Raw genomic sequence first — 16,862 nt, 5'->3', positions numbered from 1 at the left:
GGATGAACGCCGCGGACCGCGTGCGACACACCCGACCTCGGGGGTCGTGCAGCGACCGGCGCGTCCACCCGCAGCCCGCACCACCCAGCACCACCGCATGACCACGAGCACGATCACCCGCTAGACCACCACGAGCACCGCGCAAGAGACGGAGACAGAGTGCCCACGATCCAGCAGCTGGTCCGCAAGGGCCGGCAGGACAAGGTCACCAAGACCAAGACCCCGGCCCTCAAGGGGAGCCCGCAGCGTCGGGGCGTGTGCACCCGCGTCTACACGACCACCCCGAAGAAGCCGAACTCCGCGCTGCGCAAGGTGGCGCGCGTGCGCCTCACCAGCGGCATCGAGGTCACGGCCTACATCCCGGGCGTCGGCCACAACCTGCAGGAGCACTCGATCGTGCTCGTGCGCGGTGGCCGTGTGAAGGACCTGCCCGGCGTCCGCTACAAGATCGTCCGCGGCTCGCTCGACACCCAGGGTGTGCGCGGCCGCAAGCAGGCTCGCAGCCGCTACGGCGCCAAGAAGGAGAAGAGCTAATGCCCCGCAAGGGTCCGGCCCCCAAGCGGCCGCTCGTCGTCGACCCGGTCTACAACTCCCCGCTGGTCACCCAGCTGGTCAACAAGATCCTCCTCGACGGCAAGAAGTCCGTCGCCGAGCGGATCGTGTACGGCGCCCTCGAGGGCGCCCGCGAGAAGACCGGCACCGACCCGGTGGTCACCCTCAAGCGCGCGCTCGACAACGTCAAGCCGGCGATCGAGGTCAAGAGCCGCCGCGTGGGTGGCGCGACCTACCAGGTGCCGATCGAGGTCAAGCCGAACCGCTCGACCACCTTGGCGCTGCGCTGGCTGGTCAACTACTCGCGTGACCGTCGTGAGAAGACCATGACCGAGCGCCTCATGAACGAGATCCTCGACGCGAGCAACGGCCTGGGTGCCGCGGTGAAGCGCCGCGAGGACACGCACAAGATGGCCGAGTCCAACAAGGCCTTCGCGCACTACCGCTGGTGAGTCGGCGGGGGCACCGCCCCCGCCCCATCAGCTCTTCGAACTTCGACGCGGTCACCCAGACCGGAGTCAACCGACGCAGACGGGCAGGAGCACCGTGGCACAGGACGTGCTGACCGACCTCACGAAGGTCCGCAACATCGGCATCATGGCGCACATCGACGCCGGCAAGACCACGACCACCGAGCGGGTGCTGTTCTACACCGGCATCAACTACAAGATCGGCGAGGTCCACGACGGCGCCGCCACGATGGACTGGATGGAGCAGGAGCAGGAGCGCGGCATCACCATCACGTCGGCCGCGACGACCTGCTTCTGGGAGGGCACCCAGTTCAACATCATCGACACCCCCGGCCACGTCGACTTCACCGTCGAGGTCGAGCGCTCGCTGCGCGTCCTCGACGGCGCGGTCGCGGTGTTCGACGGCAAGGAGGGCGTCGAGCCCCAGTCCGAGACGGTGTGGCGTCAGGCCGACAAGTACAACGTCCCGCGCATCTGCTTCGTCAACAAGATGGACAAGCTCGGCGCCGACTTCTACTTCACGGTCAAGACGATCATCGACCGGCTGGGTGCCAAGCCGCTGGTGATCCAGATCCCCATCGGCGCCGAGAGCTCGTTCGAGGGCGTCGTCGACCTGGTCTACATGCGCGCGCTCACCTGGCGCGGCGACACCGGCAAGGGCGAGGCCTACACGATCGAGGAGATCCCGGCCGACCTGGCCGAGAAGGCCGCCGAGTACCACAGCGCGCTGGTCGAGACGGTCGCTGAGACCGACGAGGCGCTGCTCGAGAAGTACCTCGGTGGCGAGGACCTCACGCCCGAGGAGATCAAGGGCGCGATCCGCAAGCTCACCGTGGCCGGCGACATCTACCCGGTGCTGTGCGGCTCGGCGTTCAAGAACAAGGGCGTGCAGCCCATGCTCGACGCCGTCGTCGACTACCTGCCCTCGCCGCTCGACGTCCCGCCGATGATCGGTCACGACGTGCGCGACGAGGAGAAGGAGATCATCCGCAAGCCGGACGCCTCGGAGCCGTTCTCGGCGCTGGCGTTCAAGGTCGCCTCGCACCCGTTCTTCGGCAAGCTCACCTACGTGCGCGTGTACTCCGGTCGCGTCGCGTCGGGATCGGGCGTGGTCAACTCGACCAAGGGCCGCAAGGAGCGCATCGGCAAGCTGTTCCAGATGCACTCCAACAAGGAGAACCCGGTCGACGAGGCCACCGCGGGCCACATCTACGCGATGATCGGGCTCAAGGACACCACCACCGGTGACACGCTCTGCGACCCCAGCGACCAGATCATCCTGGAGTCGATGACCTTCCCGGAGCCGGTCATCTCCGTGGCCATCGAGCCCAAGACCAAGGGCGACCAGGAGAAGCTCGGCACCGCGATCCAGAAGCTCGCCGAGGAGGACCCGACGTTCCAGGTCCAGCTCGACGAGGAGACCGGCCAGACCATCATCAAGGGCATGGGCGAGCTCCACCTCGACATCCTCGTCGACCGCATGCGGCGCGAGTTCAAGGTCGAGGCGAACGTCGGCAAGCCGCAGGTGGCCTACCGCGAGACGATCCGTCGCCCGGTCGAGAAGTTCGACTACACCCACAAGAAGCAGACGGGTGGCTCGGGCCAGTACGCGAAGGTGCAGCTCTCCTTCGCGCCGCTGGAGTCCGACGAGGGCGCGATGTACGAGTTCGAGAACAAGGTCACCGGTGGCCGCGTCCCGCGCGAGTACATCCCCAGCGTCGACCAGGGCATCCAGGACGCCATGCAGCTGGGCGTGCTCGCCGGCTACCCGATGGTGGGTGTCAAGGCGACGCTGCTCGACGGTGCCGCGCACGACGTCGACTCCTCGGAGATGGCGTTCAAGATCGCCGGCTCGATGGCCTTCAAGGAGGCCGCCCGCAAGGCCGACCCGGTCCTGCTCGAGCCCGTCATGGCCGTCGAGGTGCGCACGCCCGAGGACTACATGGGTGACGTCATCGGCGACCTGAACTCCCGCCGGGGCCAGATCCAGTCCATGGAGGACGCCTCCGGCGTCAAGGTGGTCCGGGCGCAGGTGCCGCTGTCGGAGATGTTCGGCTACGTTGGCGACCTGCGGTCCAAGACCCAGGGTCGTGCCAACTACAGCATGCAGTTCGACTCCTACGCCGAGGTTCCGCGGAACGTCGCCGAGGAGATCATCAAGAAGGCCCGGGGCGAGTGACCTGGTTCGCCAGGTAACGCGTTCCACACCCCAGACCTGCCGCATCACCCTGATCCGCGGCAACGAGACCCAGTCCTGAGGAGGACCCACAGTGGGTAAGGCGAAGTTCGAGCGGACTAAGCCGCACGTCAACATCGGCACCATTGGTCACATCGACCACGGCAAGACGACGCTGACGGCCGCGATCACCAAGGTGCTGCACGACAAGTACCCCGAGCTGAACGAGGCCTCGGCCTTCGACCAGATCGACAAGGCGCCCGAGGAGAAGCAGCGCGGTATCACGATCTCCATCGCGCACGTCGAGTACCAGACGGAGAAGCGTCACTACGCGCACGTCGACTGCCCCGGTCACGCCGACTACATCAAGAACATGATCACCGGCGCGGCCCAGATGGACGGCGCGATCCTCGTGGTCGCCGCCACCGACGGCCCGATGCCGCAGACGAAGGAGCACGTCCTCCTGGCCCGCCAGGTCGGCGTCCCCTACATCGTCGTGGCCCTCAACAAGGCCGACATGGTCGACGACGAGGAGATCCTCGAGCTCGTCGAGATGGAGGTCCGCGAGCTGCTGTCGTCGTACGAGTTCCCGGGCGACGACCTGCCGGTCGTGCGCGTTTCGGCGCTCAAGGCGCTCGAGGGCGACCCGGAGTGGGCCGACAAGCTCATGGAGCTCATGGACGCGGTCGACGAGGCCATCCCCGAGCCCGTGCGCGACACCGAGAAGCCGTTCCTCATGCCCGTCGAGGACGTCTTCACGATCACCGGCCGCGGCACCGTCGTGACCGGCCGGATCGAGCGCGGCATCCTCAAGGTCAACGAGGAGGTCGAGATCGTCGGCATCCACACCGGCCCGCCGGCCAAGACCACCGTCACCGGCATCGAGATGTTCCGCAAGCTGCTCGACGAGGGCCAGGCCGGTGAGAACGTCGGCCTGCTGCTGCGTGGCATCAAGCGCGAGGACGTCGAGCGCGGCCAGGTCGTCTGCAAGCCGGGCTCGATCACCCCGCACACCGAGTTCGAGGCGCAGGTCTACATCCTGTCCAAGGACGAGGGTGGCCGTCACACGCCGTTCTACGGCAACTACCGGCCGCAGTTCTACTTCCGCACCACCGACGTGACCGGCGTCGTGACCCTCCCCGAGGGCACCGAGATGGTCATGCCGGGCGACAACACCGACATGAAGGTCGACCTCATCCAGCCGATCGCGATGGACGAGGGCATGGGCTTCACCATCCGCGAGGGTGGCCGCACCGTCGGTGCGGGTCGTGTCACCAAGATCATCAAGTGATCTGAGCGCGACCAGCTGATCGCACCCGAGAGGGCCCGGACCACACGGTCCGGGCCCTCTCGTCGTCCCCGCCGCCGAGGCGTGCGTCCACGACACCCTGCACGTGGCGCAGCAAGCGCCGCCTGCGGCTCAGCAGCGTCCCCGGTGAGGGCGCGGTGCAGACCCACGTTCTCGCGCTGACAGCGGCGCTCCTGCTCTGCCTCGCCGTCACGAGGCGCTGCTGACGCCGACCGTCCCGGCCGGCCAGCGCACCGGTCGCATCGAGTGGCCGAACGGCGCAGCGAGGTGAGCGACGCGGCCCGGGCGGCGAGGACGCCGACCTGCTGAGGGAGCCGTTTGATGCCATGATGAGCACGGAACGGTAGGTGTACGACGCCCGGATTTGATCGGTGCTCCCGGCCTCTGGCACACTAGAGCAGTTGCCCGATGCGCCCAGGCGCGGCTGACCACCCCACGCGGTGGGCGGCGCGCGGCGCAGGACGACGTGGCACGACTTCTGCACGACCAGCATCGACCGACCCGGGCGGCATCTTCGGATGCTAGCTCGGGCGTGTGACCACCACGCGACACACCCGACCTCGGGGGTCGGCGGAGGTCACCACCCGGTACGGCTCCCGCCGCGCCTGGGACAGAGCAGCGACGAGAGAGAGTTCAACGAAGCGATGGCGGGACAGAAGATCCGCATCCGGCTGAAGTCCTACGACCACGAGGTCATCGACAGCTCGGCGCGCAAGATCGTCGACACGGTGACGCGCGCTGGTGCGACGGTCGTTGGTCCGGTGCCGCTGCCGACGGAGAAGAACGTCTACTGCGTCATCCGTTCGCCGCACAAGTACAAGGACAGCCGCGAGCACTTCGAGATGCGCACCCACAAGCGCCTCATCGACATCATCGACCCCACGCCGAAGGCCGTCGACTCGCTCATGCGACTCGACCTGCCGGCGGACGTGAACATCGAGATCAAGCTCTAAGGATCCCTTTCACATGACCAAGCAGATTCAGGGCGTCCTGGGCGAGAAGCTCGGCATGACCCAGGTCTGGGACGAGGCGGGCCGGCTGGTGCCGGTCACCGTCGTCCAGGCCGGGCCGTGCGTCGTCACCCAGGTCCGTACCTCCGACAGCGACGGCTACGACGCCGTCCAGATCGCGTACGGCGCGATCGACCCTCGCAAGGTGAACCAGCCGATGGCCGGTCACTTCGCGAAGGCCGGTGTCACCCCGCGTCGCCACCTGGTTGAGCTGCGCACCGCCGACGCCGGCGAGTACGCCCTCGGGCAGGAAGTCACCGTCGAGGTCTTCGAGGCCGGCCAGAAGGTCGACGTCGTGGGCACGACCAAGGGCAAGGGCACGGCCGGCGTCATGAAGCGTCACGGCTTCAAGGGCGTCAGCGCCTCCCACGGTGCGCACCGCAACCACCGCAAGCCCGGCTCGATCGGTGGCGCCTCGACGCCCGGTCGGGTCTTCAAGGGCCTGAAGATGGCCGGTCGCATGGGCCACGTCCGCAAGACCACCCAGAACCTCACGATCCACGCGGTGGACGCCGACAAGGGCCTGCTGCTCATCAAGGGTGCCGTTCCCGGCCCCAAGGGCGGCGTCGTGCTGGTCAAGACCGCAGCCAAGCTCGCTGTGAAGGGAGCCTGACGCCATGTCGACCATCGACGTCCTCTCGCCGGCCGGTGACAAGACCGGCACGGTCGAGCTGCCCGCCGAGATCTTCGACGTGCAGACCAACGTGCCGCTGATCCACCAGGTCGTCGTGGCCCAGCAGGCCGCGGCCCGCCAGGGCACGCACGCCACCAAGACGCGCGGCGAGGTCCGCGGCGGTGGGCGCAAGCCGTACCGCCAGAAGGGCACCGGTCGCGCCCGCCAGGGCTCGACCCGCGCGCCGCAGTTCGCCGGCGGTGGAGTGGTGCACGGCCCGCAGCCGCGCGACTACAGCCAGCGCACGCCCAAGAAGATGAAGGCCGCCGCGCTGCGCGGCGCCCTGTCCGACCGGGCGCGTCACGGCCGCGTGCACGTGCTGTCCGCGCTCGTCGAGGGTGACGCGCCGTCCACCAAGTCGGCCGTCCAGGCGCTGGCCGCCGTGTCCGACCGCAAGCACCTGCTGGTGGTCGTGGAGCGGGCCGACGTCCTGGGCTGGAAGAGCCTGTCGAACGTCGAGCGCGTGCACGTGATCGTGCCCGACCAGCTCAACACCTACGACGTGCTGTGCTCCGACGACGTGGTCTTCACCTCGGGTGCGCTCGAGGCGTTCGTCGCCGGGCCGGCCAAGGGCAAGAGCGCCAAGGCCGTCGCGACGCAGTCCGAGGCTGAGGAGGCCACCAAGTGAGCATCCAGCTGCAGAAGGACCCCCGCGACATCCTGATCGCGCCGGTGGTGTCCGAGAAGAGCTACGGCCTGCTCGACGAGGGCGCCTACACGTTCGTCGTCGACCCGCGGGCCAACAAGACCGAGATCAAGATCGCGGTCGAGCAGGTCTTCGGCGTCAAGGTGCGCTCGGTCAACACGCTGAACCGCAAGGGCAAGACCCGTCGTACGCGGTTCGGACTGGGCAAGCGCAAGGACACCAAGCGGGCCATCGTGACCCTGAGCGAGGGGTCCATCGACATCTTCGGGGGTCCGGTCTCCTGACCGGGTCGCCGACGAGAGAACTTCGAAGAGGACTTTGAGCTATGGGTATCCGTAAGTACAAGCCGACGACGCCAGGGCGCCGTGGCGCCAGCGTCGCCGACTTCGTCGAGGTGACGCGCTCGCAGCCGGAGAAGTCGCTGGTCCGTCCGCTCAGCAAGAGCGGCGGTCGCAACAACTCCGGCCGGGTGACCACCCGCCACATCGGTGGCGGCCACAAGCGCGCCTTCCGCGTGATCGACTTCCGTCGTCACGACAAGGACGGCGTGCCGGCGAAGGTCGCGCACATCGAGTACGACCCCAACCGCACCTCGCGCATCGCGCTGCTGCACTACGCCGACGGCGAGAAGCGCTACATCCTGGCCCCGGCCAAGCTGCGTCAGGGCGACCGGATCGAGAACGGCCCTGGGGCCGACATCAAGCCGGGCAACAACCTGCCGCTGCGCAACATCCCCACCGGTACGGTCATCCACGCCATCGAGCTGCGGCCCGGCGGCGGCGCCAAGATCGCCCGCTCGGCCGGCTCGAGCGTCCAGCTCGTCGCCAAGGACGGCCCGTACGCGCAGCTGCGCATGCCGTCCGGCGAGATCCGCAACGTCGACCTGCGCTGCCGCGCGACGGTCGGCGAGGTGGGCAACGCCGAGCAGTCGAACATCAACTGGGGTAAGGCCGGCCGCATGCGGTGGAAGGGCAAGCGCCCGACCGTCCGCGGTGTTGCGATGAACCCGATCGACCACCCGCACGGTGGTGGTGAGGGCAAGACGTCCGGTGGCCGTCACCCGGTGAGCCCGTGGGGCCAGCCCGAGGGCCGCACCCGTCGTCCGAACAAGGACAGCGACAAGCTGATCGTCCGTCGCCGTCGTACCGGCAAGAAGCGCTGAGGAGCCCTGACGTATGCCTCGTAGTCTGAAGAAGGGCCCCTTCGTCGACGACCACCTGCAGAAGAAGGTGGACGTGCAGAACGAGAAGGGGACCAAGAACGTCATCAAGACCTGGTCCCGGCGCTCGATGATCGTGCCGGACATGCTCGGTCACACGATCGCCGTGCACGACGGCCGCAAGCACGTCCCGGTCTTCGTGACCGAGGCCATGGTCGGTCACAAGCTCGGTGAGTTCGCTCCGACCCGCACCTTCCGCGGGCACGAGAAGGACGACCGCAAGGGCCGCCGCCGCTGACGCGGCCGGCGCTCTTCGGACACTCACCCGACCAGAACACCCACGAAAGACAAGGGACAGCGATGGAAGCCAAGGCGCAGGCGCGGTACGTCCGTGTCACGCCCCAGAAGGCCCGCCGCGTCGTCGACCTCATCCGGGGTCAGCAGGCGACGCAGGCCAGCGCGGTGCTGCAGTTCGCCCCGCAGGCGGCCAGCGAGCCGATCCGCAAGGTGCTGCTCAGCGCCGTCGCCAACGCGCGGGTCAAGGCCGACCAGGCCTCTGAGGCGTTCGACGAGCGTGACCTGGTCGTCCAGGCCGCGTACGTCGACGAGGGACCGACCATGAAGCGGTTCCGGCCGCGCGCACAGGGGCGGGCCTACCGCATCCGCAAGCGCACGAGCCACATCACCGTGGTCGTGGGCACGCCCGACAACCAGACCGCAGGCCAGCAGGCCGCCACGAAGGGGAGGACCCGCTAGTGGGACAGAAGGTCAACCCGCACGGGTTCCGCCTCGGCATCACCACCGACCACAAGAGCCGGTGGTTCGCCGACAGCACCAAGCCGGGCCAGCGCTACCGCGACTACGTGAAGGAAGACGTCGCGATCCGCAAGCTCATGTCCACGGGCATGGAGCGGGCCGGCATCTCCAAGGTCGAGATCGAGCGCACGCGCGACCGCGTCCGCGTCGACATCCACACCGCGCGTCCGGGCATCGTCATCGGCCGTCGCGGCGCGGAGGCCGACCGCATCCGCGGCGAGCTCGAGAAGCTCACGGGCAAGCAGGTGCAGCTGAACATCCTCGAGGTCAAGAACCCCGAGATCGACGCGCAGCTGGTCGCCCAGGGCATCGCCGAGCAGCTGTCGGCGCGCGTGTCGTTCCGGCGCGCCATGCGCAAGGGCATGCAGAGCTCGCTGCGCGCCGGCGCCAAGGGCATCCGGGTGCAGTGCTCGGGCCGCCTCGGTGGCGCCGAGATGTCGCGCTCGGAGTTCTACCGCGAGGGTCGCGTGCCGCTGCACACCCTGCGCGCCAACATCGACTACGGCCTGTACGAGGCCCGGACGACGTTCGGTCGCATCGGCGTCAAGGTCTGGATCTACAAGGGCGACGTCACCAACCGCGAGCTGGCTCAGCAGCAGGCTGCGGCTCCGCGCGCGCCGCGCGGCCCGCGCAGCGACCGCCCGGCGCGTGGCGCCCGCAGCGACCGTCCGGCCCGCGGCGGCCGCGCGGACGCTCCGGCGGCCACCGAGGCGCCCGCTGCCGAGGCCCCCCAGGCCGAGCAGCTCGCGAACCCCGGAACGGAGGGCTGACCCGTGCTGATCCCGCGTCGCGTCAAGCACCGCAAGCAGCACCACCCGAAGCGCTCGGGTGCGGCCAAGGGCGGCACCACGATCGCTTTCGGTGACTACGGAATCCAGGCGCTGGAGCCGGCGTACGTCACAAACCGGCAGATCGAGTCGGCGCGTATCGCCATGACCCGGCACATCAAGCGTGGCGGCAAGGTGTGGATCAACATCTACCCCGACCGCCCGCTGACCAAGAAGCCTGCCGAGACCCGCATGGGTTCGGGTAAGGGCTCGCCGGAGTGGTGGATCGCCAACGTCAAGCCGGGCCGCGTGATGTTCGAGCTGTCCGGCGTCCCGGAGCCCATCGCCCGCGAGGCGATGCTCCGCGCGATGCACAAGCTCCCCATGAAGTGCCGCTTCGTGCGGCGTGAAGGCGGTGACCTCTGATGGCAGTGGGTTCCAAGGACCTCGCCCCCTCGGCCCTGGCCGAGATGAGCGAGGAGCGCCTCGTCGAGGAGCTGCGCAAGGCCAAGGAAGAGCTGTTCAACCTGCGCTTCCAGTCGGCCACCGGCCAGCTCGAGAGCCACGGTCGGCTGCGCGCCGTCCGTCGCGACATCGCGCGCATCTACACGGTGCTGCGTGAGTACGAGCTCGGCATCAGGACCCGTCCGGAGGGTCAGGCATGAGCGACACCCAGAGCACGAAGGACACCGTGAGCACCAGCACCGACGCCCAGAGCACGGCCCAGAGCACCGAGCGGGCCTACCGCAAGACGCGCCGCGGCTACGTCGTCAGCGACAAGATGGACAAGACCGTCGTCGTCGAGGTCGAGGACCGCGTCAAGCACGCCCTGTACGGCAAGGTCCTGCGCCGCACCAGCAAGGTGAAGGCGCACGACGAGGCGAACGACGCCGGCATCGGCGACCTGGTGCTCATCATGGAGACCCGACCGCTGTCGGCCACCAAGCGCTGGCGCGTCGTCGAGGTGCTCGAGCGCGCCAAGTAAGTCGCTCGGCCGGCTCATCGAGACGGCCGGCACCAGACCAGAGAAGTTCCGCAAGGCTCGCCACGGCGAGAACCAGCGCGACGACAGGAGTGAGCAGTGATCCAGCAGGAGTCGCGACTCAAGGTCGCTGACAACACGGGTGCCAAGCAGATCCTCTGCATCCGTGTTCTCGGCGGCTCGGGTCGGCGCTACGCGGGTATCGGCGACGTCATCGTCGCCACCGTCAAGGACGCCATCCCCGGCGGCAACGTCAAGAAGGGCGACGTCGTCAAGGCGGTCGTCGTGCGCACCACCAAGGAGCGCCGGCGTCCGGACGGCTCGTACATCCGGTTCGACGAGAACGCCGCCGTCATCCTCCGCCCCGACGGGGACCCCCGCGGTACGCGCATCTTCGGGCCGGTGGGCCGCGAGCTGCGTGACAAGCGGTTCATGAAGATCGTCTCGCTCGCCCCGGAGGTGCTCTGAGCCATGGCGAAGATGAAGCTCAAGAAGGGTGACCTCGTGGAGGTCATCACCGGTCGCTCGCAGAAGAACGGCGGCGACCGCGGCAAGCAGGGCAAGGTGATCAGCGTCGACGTCGAGCGCCAGCGCGTCGTCGTCGAGGGCGTGCGCCAGGTCAAGCGTCACACCAAGGCCGGCACGAGCGGCCGGGGCGCCCGCACCGGCGGCATCATCACGCAGGAGGCGGCGCTGCACGTCAGCAACGTCATGCTGGTCGACCCCGACACCAAGAAGCGCACCCGCGTCGGGTACCGCACCGAGACCGTCGAGCGCGACGGCCGCGAGCGCACCGTCCGCGTGCGCGTGGCCAAGCGGTCGGGGAAGGACGTCTGATGACCGCCACCGCCCCTGAGACCCGGGCCGTCCCGCGGCTCAAGCAGCGCTACCGTGCCGAGATCGCGCCGGCGCTCATCGAGCAGTTCGGCTTCGCCAACGTCATGCAGGTGCCGGGCGTGGTCAAGGTCGTCGTCAACATGGGTGTGGGAGACGCCGCGCGCGACTCCAAGCTCATCGACGGCGCCGTCCGCGACCTCACCGCGATCACCGGCCAGAAGCCGGTCGTCACCAAGGCCCGCAAGTCGATCGCGCAGTTCAAGCTGCGCGAGGGCATGCCGATCGGTGCGCACACGACGCTGCGTGGCGACCGCATGTGGGAGTTCCTCGACCGCCTGATCTCGGTCGCGCTGCCCCGGATCCGCGACTTCCGCGGCCTGTCGCCGAAGCAGTTCGACGGCCAGGGCAACTACACCTTCGGTCTGAACGAGCAGTCGATGTTCCACGAGATCGACCAGGACCGCATCGACCGCGTTCGCGGTATGGACATCACGGTCGTCACCACGGCGACCAACGACGACGAGGGCCGGGCGCTGCTGAAGAGCCTCGGCTTCCCGTTCAAGGAGAACTGACGTGGCCAAGACCGCCCTGATCAACAAGGCCGCGCGCACGCCGAAGTTCAAGGTGCGCGGCTACACCCGGTGCCAGCGGTGCGGCCGTCCGCACTCGGTGTACCGCAAGTTCGGCCTGTGCCGTGTGTGCCTGCGCGAGATGGCGCACCGCGGCGAGCTGCCGGGCGTCACGAAGAGCAGCTGGTAACCACTACACCGCAGGTCCGGGCCGCACGGCCTGACGAAACCACGGTGAGGAAGGGCAGGAAAGCCCGATGATGACCGACCCCATCGCAGACATGCTCACGCGTCTGCGCAACGCCAACTCGGCGTACCACGACTCCGTGGCCATGCCGTTCAGCAAGCTGAAGTCCCACATCGCCGAGATCCTCGAGGCCGAGGGTTACATCGCGTCCTGGAAGGTCGAGGACGCCGAGGTGGGCAAGAAGCTCGTGATCGAGCTGAAGTACGGCCCGAGCCGCGAGCGCTCCATCGCCGGCATCCGCCGCGTGTCCAAGCCCGGTCTGCGGGTCTACGCCAAGTCCACGAACCTGCCCAAGGTGCTCGGTGGCCTCGGCGTCGCGATCCTGTCGACGTCGTCCGGCCTGCTGACTGACAAGCAGGCGTCACAGAAGGGCGTGGGTGGGGAAGTCCTCGCCTACGTCTGGTGAGGGAGGAGAACCACAGATGTCCCGCATCGGTCGACTCCCTGTCACCGTGCCCTCCGGGGTCGAGGTGACCATCGACGGTCAGGCTGTGAGCGTCAAGGGGCCCAAGGGCAGCCTGAGCCACACCGTGGCCACGCCGATCGCCGTCGTCCGCGACGACGACGGCACCATCACCGTGTCGCGCCCGGACGACGAGCGTCGCAACCGCTCGCTGCACGGCCTGACCCGCACGCTCATCGCCAACATGGTCGAGGGCGTCACCAACGGCTTCGAGAAGAAGCTCGAGATCGTCGGTACCGGTTACCGCGTCGTGGCGAAGGGCTCCGACCTGGAGTTCGCGCTCGGCTACAGCCACCCCATCACCGTGAAGGCGCCCGAGGGCATCACCTTCACCACGGACGGCCCGCTTCGCCTGTCGGTGCAGGGCATCGACAAGCAGCTGGTCGGCGAGGTGGCCGCCAACATCCGCAAGCTGCGCAAGCCCGACCCGTACAAGGGCAAGGGCGTGCGGTACGCCGGCGAGCACATCCGCCGCAAGGTCGGAAAGGCTGGTAAGTAAGTCATGGCAGTGACCGTCAAGCGCAGCAAGGGCAAGGTGGCCGCTCGCGGCCGTCGTCACCTGCGCGTGCGCAAGAAGGTGTCCGGCACGGCTGCTCGGCCGCGCCTGGTCGTGACGCGGTCGACGCGTCACGTGTTCGTCCAGGTCGTCGACGACGTCCAGGGCCGCACCCTGGCGTCCGCGTCGACGATGGAGGCCGACCTGCGGGCCCTGGACGGCGACAAGACCGCCAAGGCCAAGAAGGTCGGCGAGCTGGTGGCCGCCCGAGCCAAGGAGGCCGGCGTGGACGCCGTCGTGTTCGACCGAGGTGGCAACCGCTACCACGGCCGCATCGCGGCGATCGCCGACGGCGCCCGTGAGGGTGGTCTGACGCTGTGATGACGCTGACCACCCGCGAGTTCGTAGTCGCAGAGAAGAGGAACGTCTGATGCCTGGACCCCAGCGCCGTGGAACCGGTGCCGGTGCCGGCGGCAACGACCGTCGTGACCGTCGTGACGGCGGCGGTCGCGGTCGTGACGCTGCCGACAAGAACGTGTACGTCGAGCGCGTCGTGACCATCAACCGCGTGGCCAAGGTCGTCAAGGGCGGCCGCCGCTTCAGCTTCACCGCCCTCGTGGTGGTGGGTGACGGCGACGGCACCGTCGGTGTCGGCTACGGCAAGGCCAAGGAGGTCCCCGCCGCGATCGCCAAGGGTGTCGAGGAGGCGAAGAAGTCCTTCTTCAAGGTGCCCCGCATCCAGGGCACCATCCCGCACCCGATCACCGGTGAGGCCTCGGCCGGCGTCGTCATGCTGCGCCCGGCCGCTCCTGGTACCGGTGTGATCGCCGGTGGCCCGGTGCGCGCCGTCCTGGAGTGCGCCGGCATCCACGACGTCCTGAGCAAGTCGCTCGGCTCGGACAACGCGATCAACGTCGTCCACGCCACCGTGGCGGCGCTGAAGGGCCTGGAGCGCCCCGAGGCCGTCGCGGCGCGCCGTGGCCTGCCGCTCGAGCACGTGGTCCCGGCCGCGATGCTGCGGGCTCGGGCCGCCGGGGCAGGTGCCTGATGGCGCGGCTCAAGGTGACCCAGACCCGTTCGGAGATCGGCGGGAAGAAGAACCAGAGGGAGACCCTGCGCACGCTCGGCCTCAAGCGGATCGGCGACGTCGTCGTCAAGGAGGACCGCCCTGAGATCCGCGGCATGGTGGCGACGGTGGCTCACCTCGTGACGTACGAGGAGGTCGACTGATGGCCAAGGACTCCATGCTCAAGGTCCACCACCTGCGCCCGGCGCCGGGGGCCAAGACGGCCAAGACCCGCGTCGGTCGTGGTGAGGGCAGCAAGGGCAAGACGGCCGGTCGCGGCACCAAGGGCACCGGCGCGCGCTACCAGGTGCCTGAGCGCTTCGAGGGTGGCCAGACGCCACTGCACATGCGGCTGCCGAAGCTGCGTGGCTTCAAGAACCCCTTCAAGGTCAGCTACCAGGTCGTCAACCTCGACCGGCTCGGCGAGCTGTTCCCCGACGGTGGCGACGTGAGCGTCGACGAGCTGGTGGCGCGCGGCGCCGTCCGCAAGGGCCAGCCCGTCAAGGTGCTCGGCACCGGCGAGCTGTCGGTCGCCGTGAACGTCTCGGCGCACAAGTTCTCGGCCACGGCCAAGGACAAGATCGCCGCCGCCGGCGGAAGCACCACCGAGGTCTGAACCCCACCGCGTCCGTGACCCGGACGCGGGGATGACACCCCGGACCCCCGCAGCACCCGGGGTCCGGGGTGTTATCGTCCCCAGGTCCGTCGTGACGGGCCGTCGACGCCGCCACCGCGGTGGAACTGGAGGAGTTGTGCTCACCGCGTTCGCACGGGCATTTCGCACGCCCGATCTGCGCAAGAAGATCCTGTTCACGCTGGCGATCCTCGCGCTGTTCCGACTGGGCTCCCTGCTGCCTACTCCGGGGATCTCCTACCCGGCCGTGCGCGAGTGCATCGCGGCGACGAAGGACAACTCGCTGCTGGGCCTGGTCAACATGTTCAGCGGTGGCGCGCTGCTCCAGCTGTCGGTGTTCGCGCTCGGGATCATGCCGTACATCACGGCGAGCATCATCGTGCAGCTGCTGACGGTGGTCATCCCGCGCTTCGAGGAGCTGAAGAAGGAGGGTCAGCAGGGCACCACCAAGCTGACCCAGTACACCCGCTACCTCACGATCGGGCTGGCGATCCTGCAGTCCACGACGCTGGTGTCGGTCGCGCGCGCGACGCCGAGCCCGCTGTTCCCGGGCTGCTCGGCCGACCTCGTGCCGAACAACTCGATCATCACCGTGCTCATCATGGTGGCGACGATGACCGCCGGCACCGGCCTGGTGATGTGGCTCGGCGAGCTGGTCACCGACAAGGGCATCGGCAACGGCATGTCGCTGCTGATCTTCACGCAGATCGCTGCCAGCTTCCCGTCGGCGCTGTGGGCCATCAAGGCCGCCAAGGGCTGGAACGTCTTCCTCGTCGTGCTGCTCGTCGGCGTGGTGATCGTCGCGGCCGTCGTGTTCGTCGAGCAGTCGCAGCGCCGCGTGCCGGTGCAGTACGCCAAGCGCATGATCGGCCGGCGCCAGTACGGCGGCACCAGCACGTACATCCCGATCAAGGTCAACCAGGCCGGCGTCATCCCGGTGATCTTCGCCTCCTCGCTGCTCTACCTGCCGGCGCTCATCGCGCAGTTCCAGAGCAACAAGACCGCAGGCTGGGTCGTGTGGATCGAGCGCTACCTGGTGCGCGGCGACCACCCGCTCTACATGCTGATCTACTTCGTCCTGATCGTGTTCTTCACGTACTTCTACGTGGCGATCACCTTCGACCCCACCGAGATCGCCGACAACATGAAGAAGTACGGCGGCTTCATCCCGGGGATCCGCGCCGGGCGACCCACGGCCGAGTACCTCGACTACATCCTCACCCGCATCACCCTGCCGGGTGCCCTGTACCTGGGCCTGATCTCGATGATCCCGCTGGTGGCGTTCGCCCTCGTCGGCGCCAGCCAGTCCAACTTCCCCTTCGGCGGCACCTCGATCCTCATCATCGTGGGTGTGGGCCTGGAGACGGTGAAGCAGATCGAGTCCCAGCTCCAGCAGCGACACTACGAAGGGTTCCTTCGCTGATGCGTCTCGTCATCCTGGGCCCGCCGGGCGCGGGCAAGGGCACCCAGGCCGCGCGCCTGGCCGCCCACTTCACCATCCCCGCCGTCTCGACGGGCGACATCTTCCGGTCGAACATCGCCGAGGGCACGCCGCTCGGCGTGCAGGTCAAGGAGATCCTCGACTCCGGCGGCTACGTCTCGGACGACATCACCAACGCGATGGTCCGCGACCGGCTCGCGCAGGACGACGCCCAGCGCGGCTTCCTGCTCGACGGCTACCCCCGCACGCGGGCCCAGGTGGCCGAGCTCGACGCCATGCTCGCCGACAGCGGTCACGCGCTCGACCGCGTCGTCGAGCTCACCGTCGAGCGCGAGGAGATCGTGCAGCGGCTGCTCAAGCGCGCCGAGACCGAGGGGCGCAGCGACGACACCGAGGACGTCATCCGGCGCCGTCAGCAGATCTACACCGACGAGACCGCACCGCTGGTGGAGGTCTACCGCGAGCGCGGCCTGCTGGTCGCCGTCGACGGCCTCGGCGAGGTCGACGAGGTGACGCAGCGGCTGGTGTCCGCGATCGAGCAGGCCTGAG

Annotated in this window: 26 protein-coding genes and 1 pseudogene; all 27 read left to right on the top strand. The window is 68.5% G+C overall.

Going from position 1 to position 16,862, the window contains the following annotated elements; translation table 11 throughout:
* The first annotated feature begins 159 nt into the window (after positions 1-159).
* The 27 genes and pseudogenes from rpsL (at position 160) to ASD06_RS08325 (ending at position 16,861) form a co-directional block, all read left to right on the top strand.
* Positions 160-534, top strand: a complete 375-nt coding sequence (rpsL, locus tag ASD06_RS08455; protein WP_056675708.1) for a 30S ribosomal protein S12 — start codon at positions 160-162, stop codon at positions 532-534.
* Complete coding sequence (gene rpsG / locus ASD06_RS08450) at positions 534-1,004, top strand: 30S ribosomal protein S7 (RefSeq protein WP_056675707.1); 471 nt, start codon at positions 534-536, stop codon at positions 1,002-1,004. The genes rpsL and rpsG overlap by 1 nt, the downstream gene beginning before the upstream one ends.
* A 94-nt stretch (positions 1,005-1,098) precedes the next feature.
* Positions 1,099-3,201: an elongation factor G gene (gene fusA, locus ASD06_RS08445; protein ID WP_056675705.1), complete on the top strand. Its 2,103-nt coding sequence runs from the start codon at positions 1,099-1,101 to the stop codon at positions 3,199-3,201.
* A 91-nt stretch (positions 3,202-3,292) separates the two neighbouring features.
* Complete coding sequence (gene tuf / locus ASD06_RS08440) at positions 3,293-4,489, top strand: elongation factor Tu (protein ID WP_056675700.1); 1,197 nt, start codon at positions 3,293-3,295, stop codon at positions 4,487-4,489.
* A gap of 662 nt (positions 4,490-5,151) precedes the next feature.
* On the top strand, positions 5,152-5,460 hold the full coding sequence (gene rpsJ, locus ASD06_RS08435; protein ID WP_056675697.1) for a 30S ribosomal protein S10: 309 nt from the start codon (positions 5,152-5,154) through the stop codon (positions 5,458-5,460).
* A 13-nt stretch (positions 5,461-5,473) separates the two neighbouring features.
* Positions 5,474-6,130 (top strand): 50S ribosomal protein L3, encoded by a 657-nt coding sequence (rplC, locus tag ASD06_RS08430; protein ID WP_056675694.1) that lies wholly within the window; start codon positions 5,474-5,476, stop codon positions 6,128-6,130.
* A 4-nt stretch (positions 6,131-6,134) separates the two neighbouring features.
* Positions 6,135-6,818 (top strand): 50S ribosomal protein L4, encoded by a 684-nt coding sequence (gene rplD / locus ASD06_RS08425; RefSeq protein ID WP_056675690.1) that lies wholly within the window; start codon positions 6,135-6,137, stop codon positions 6,816-6,818.
* 2 nt (positions 6,819-6,820) lie between these two features.
* Positions 6,821-7,120 carry a 50S ribosomal protein L23 gene (rplW, locus tag ASD06_RS08420; protein WP_255354491.1) on the top strand — a complete coding sequence of 100 codons (300 nt, stop codon included), beginning with the start codon at positions 6,821-6,823 and terminating at the stop codon, positions 7,118-7,120.
* A 41-nt stretch (positions 7,121-7,161) separates the two neighbouring features.
* The gene (rplB, locus tag ASD06_RS08415) at positions 7,162-7,998 is read left to right on the top strand and encodes a 50S ribosomal protein L2 (protein ID WP_056675675.1); all 837 of its coding nucleotides are present in this window, start codon (positions 7,162-7,164) and stop codon (positions 7,996-7,998) included.
* 13 nt (positions 7,999-8,011) lie between these two features.
* Positions 8,012-8,293, top strand: a complete 282-nt coding sequence (gene rpsS / locus ASD06_RS08410) for a 30S ribosomal protein S19 (RefSeq protein WP_056675667.1) — start codon at positions 8,012-8,014, stop codon at positions 8,291-8,293.
* Positions 8,294-8,355: 62 nt separating this feature from the next.
* Positions 8,356-8,751 carry a 50S ribosomal protein L22 gene (gene rplV / locus ASD06_RS08405; protein WP_056675661.1) on the top strand — a complete coding sequence of 132 codons (396 nt, stop codon included), beginning with the start codon at positions 8,356-8,358 and terminating at the stop codon, positions 8,749-8,751.
* A complete protein-coding gene (gene rpsC / locus ASD06_RS08400; protein ID WP_056675657.1) occupies positions 8,751-9,581 on the top strand; it encodes a 30S ribosomal protein S3 in 831 nt (276 codons plus the stop codon). The genes rplV and rpsC overlap by 1 nt, the downstream gene beginning before the upstream one ends.
* A 3-nt stretch (positions 9,582-9,584) precedes the next feature.
* Positions 9,585-10,004, top strand: a complete 420-nt coding sequence (rplP, locus tag ASD06_RS08395) for a 50S ribosomal protein L16 (protein ID WP_056675653.1) — start codon at positions 9,585-9,587, stop codon at positions 10,002-10,004.
* A pseudogene (gene rpmC / locus ASD06_RS08390) lies at positions 10,004-10,219 on the top strand (50S ribosomal protein L29); the annotation flags it as partial. The gene rplP and the pseudogene rpmC, both read left to right, overlap by 1 nt.
* A 20-nt stretch (positions 10,220-10,239) precedes the next feature.
* Positions 10,240-10,563, top strand: coding sequence for a 30S ribosomal protein S17 (gene rpsQ / locus ASD06_RS08385; protein ID WP_082537848.1), 324 nt, complete (start codon positions 10,240-10,242; stop codon positions 10,561-10,563).
* Positions 10,564-10,659: 96 nt separating this feature from the next.
* A complete protein-coding gene (rplN, locus tag ASD06_RS08380) occupies positions 10,660-11,028 on the top strand; it encodes a 50S ribosomal protein L14 (protein ID WP_056675638.1) in 369 nt (122 codons plus the stop codon).
* A 3-nt stretch (positions 11,029-11,031) separates the two neighbouring features.
* The gene (gene rplX / locus ASD06_RS08375) at positions 11,032-11,397 is read left to right on the top strand and encodes a 50S ribosomal protein L24 (RefSeq protein ID WP_082537847.1); all 366 of its coding nucleotides are present in this window, start codon (positions 11,032-11,034) and stop codon (positions 11,395-11,397) included.
* A complete protein-coding gene (rplE, locus tag ASD06_RS08370) occupies positions 11,397-11,969 on the top strand; it encodes a 50S ribosomal protein L5 (protein ID WP_056675629.1) in 573 nt (190 codons plus the stop codon). Before rplX ends, rplE begins: the two co-directional genes overlap by 1 nt.
* A gap of 1 nt (position 11,970) precedes the next feature.
* The gene (locus tag ASD06_RS08365; protein WP_056675622.1) at positions 11,971-12,156 is read left to right on the top strand and encodes a type Z 30S ribosomal protein S14; all 186 of its coding nucleotides are present in this window, start codon (positions 11,971-11,973) and stop codon (positions 12,154-12,156) included.
* A 67-nt stretch (positions 12,157-12,223) separates the two neighbouring features.
* The gene (gene rpsH / locus ASD06_RS08360) at positions 12,224-12,619 is read left to right on the top strand and encodes a 30S ribosomal protein S8 (RefSeq protein ID WP_200941976.1); all 396 of its coding nucleotides are present in this window, start codon (positions 12,224-12,226) and stop codon (positions 12,617-12,619) included.
* 16 nt (positions 12,620-12,635) lie between these two features.
* On the top strand, positions 12,636-13,175 hold the full coding sequence (gene rplF / locus ASD06_RS08355; RefSeq protein ID WP_056675618.1) for a 50S ribosomal protein L6: 540 nt from the start codon (positions 12,636-12,638) through the stop codon (positions 13,173-13,175).
* 3 nt (positions 13,176-13,178) lie between these two features.
* Complete coding sequence (gene rplR / locus ASD06_RS08350) at positions 13,179-13,553, top strand: 50S ribosomal protein L18 (protein WP_056675616.1); 375 nt, start codon at positions 13,179-13,181, stop codon at positions 13,551-13,553.
* A gap of 49 nt (positions 13,554-13,602) precedes the next feature.
* Positions 13,603-14,220, top strand: a complete 618-nt coding sequence (rpsE, locus tag ASD06_RS08345; protein WP_056675609.1) for a 30S ribosomal protein S5 — start codon at positions 13,603-13,605, stop codon at positions 14,218-14,220.
* The gene (gene rpmD / locus ASD06_RS08340) at positions 14,220-14,402 is read left to right on the top strand and encodes a 50S ribosomal protein L30 (protein WP_056675608.1); all 183 of its coding nucleotides are present in this window, start codon (positions 14,220-14,222) and stop codon (positions 14,400-14,402) included. The genes rpsE and rpmD overlap by 1 nt, the downstream gene beginning before the upstream one ends.
* Positions 14,402-14,854, top strand: coding sequence for a 50S ribosomal protein L15 (rplO, locus tag ASD06_RS08335; RefSeq protein WP_056675607.1), 453 nt, complete (start codon positions 14,402-14,404; stop codon positions 14,852-14,854). The genes rpmD and rplO overlap by 1 nt, the downstream gene beginning before the upstream one ends.
* Before the next feature lie 136 nt (positions 14,855-14,990).
* On the top strand, positions 14,991-16,295 hold the full coding sequence (secY, locus tag ASD06_RS08330; protein WP_200941975.1) for a preprotein translocase subunit SecY: 1,305 nt from the start codon (positions 14,991-14,993) through the stop codon (positions 16,293-16,295).
* Positions 16,295-16,861, top strand: coding sequence for an adenylate kinase (locus tag ASD06_RS08325; RefSeq protein ID WP_056675605.1), 567 nt, complete (start codon positions 16,295-16,297; stop codon positions 16,859-16,861). Before secY ends, ASD06_RS08325 begins: the two co-directional genes overlap by 1 nt.
* The last annotated feature ends 1 nt before the right edge of the window (position 16,862 follow it).

The sequence above is a fragment of the Angustibacter sp. Root456 genome (genome assembly GCF_001426435.1).
Taxonomy (GTDB): Bacteria; Actinomycetota; Actinomycetes; order Actinomycetales; family Angustibacteraceae; genus Angustibacter.
This window is presented reverse-complemented; position numbering and strand designations above follow the sequence as displayed.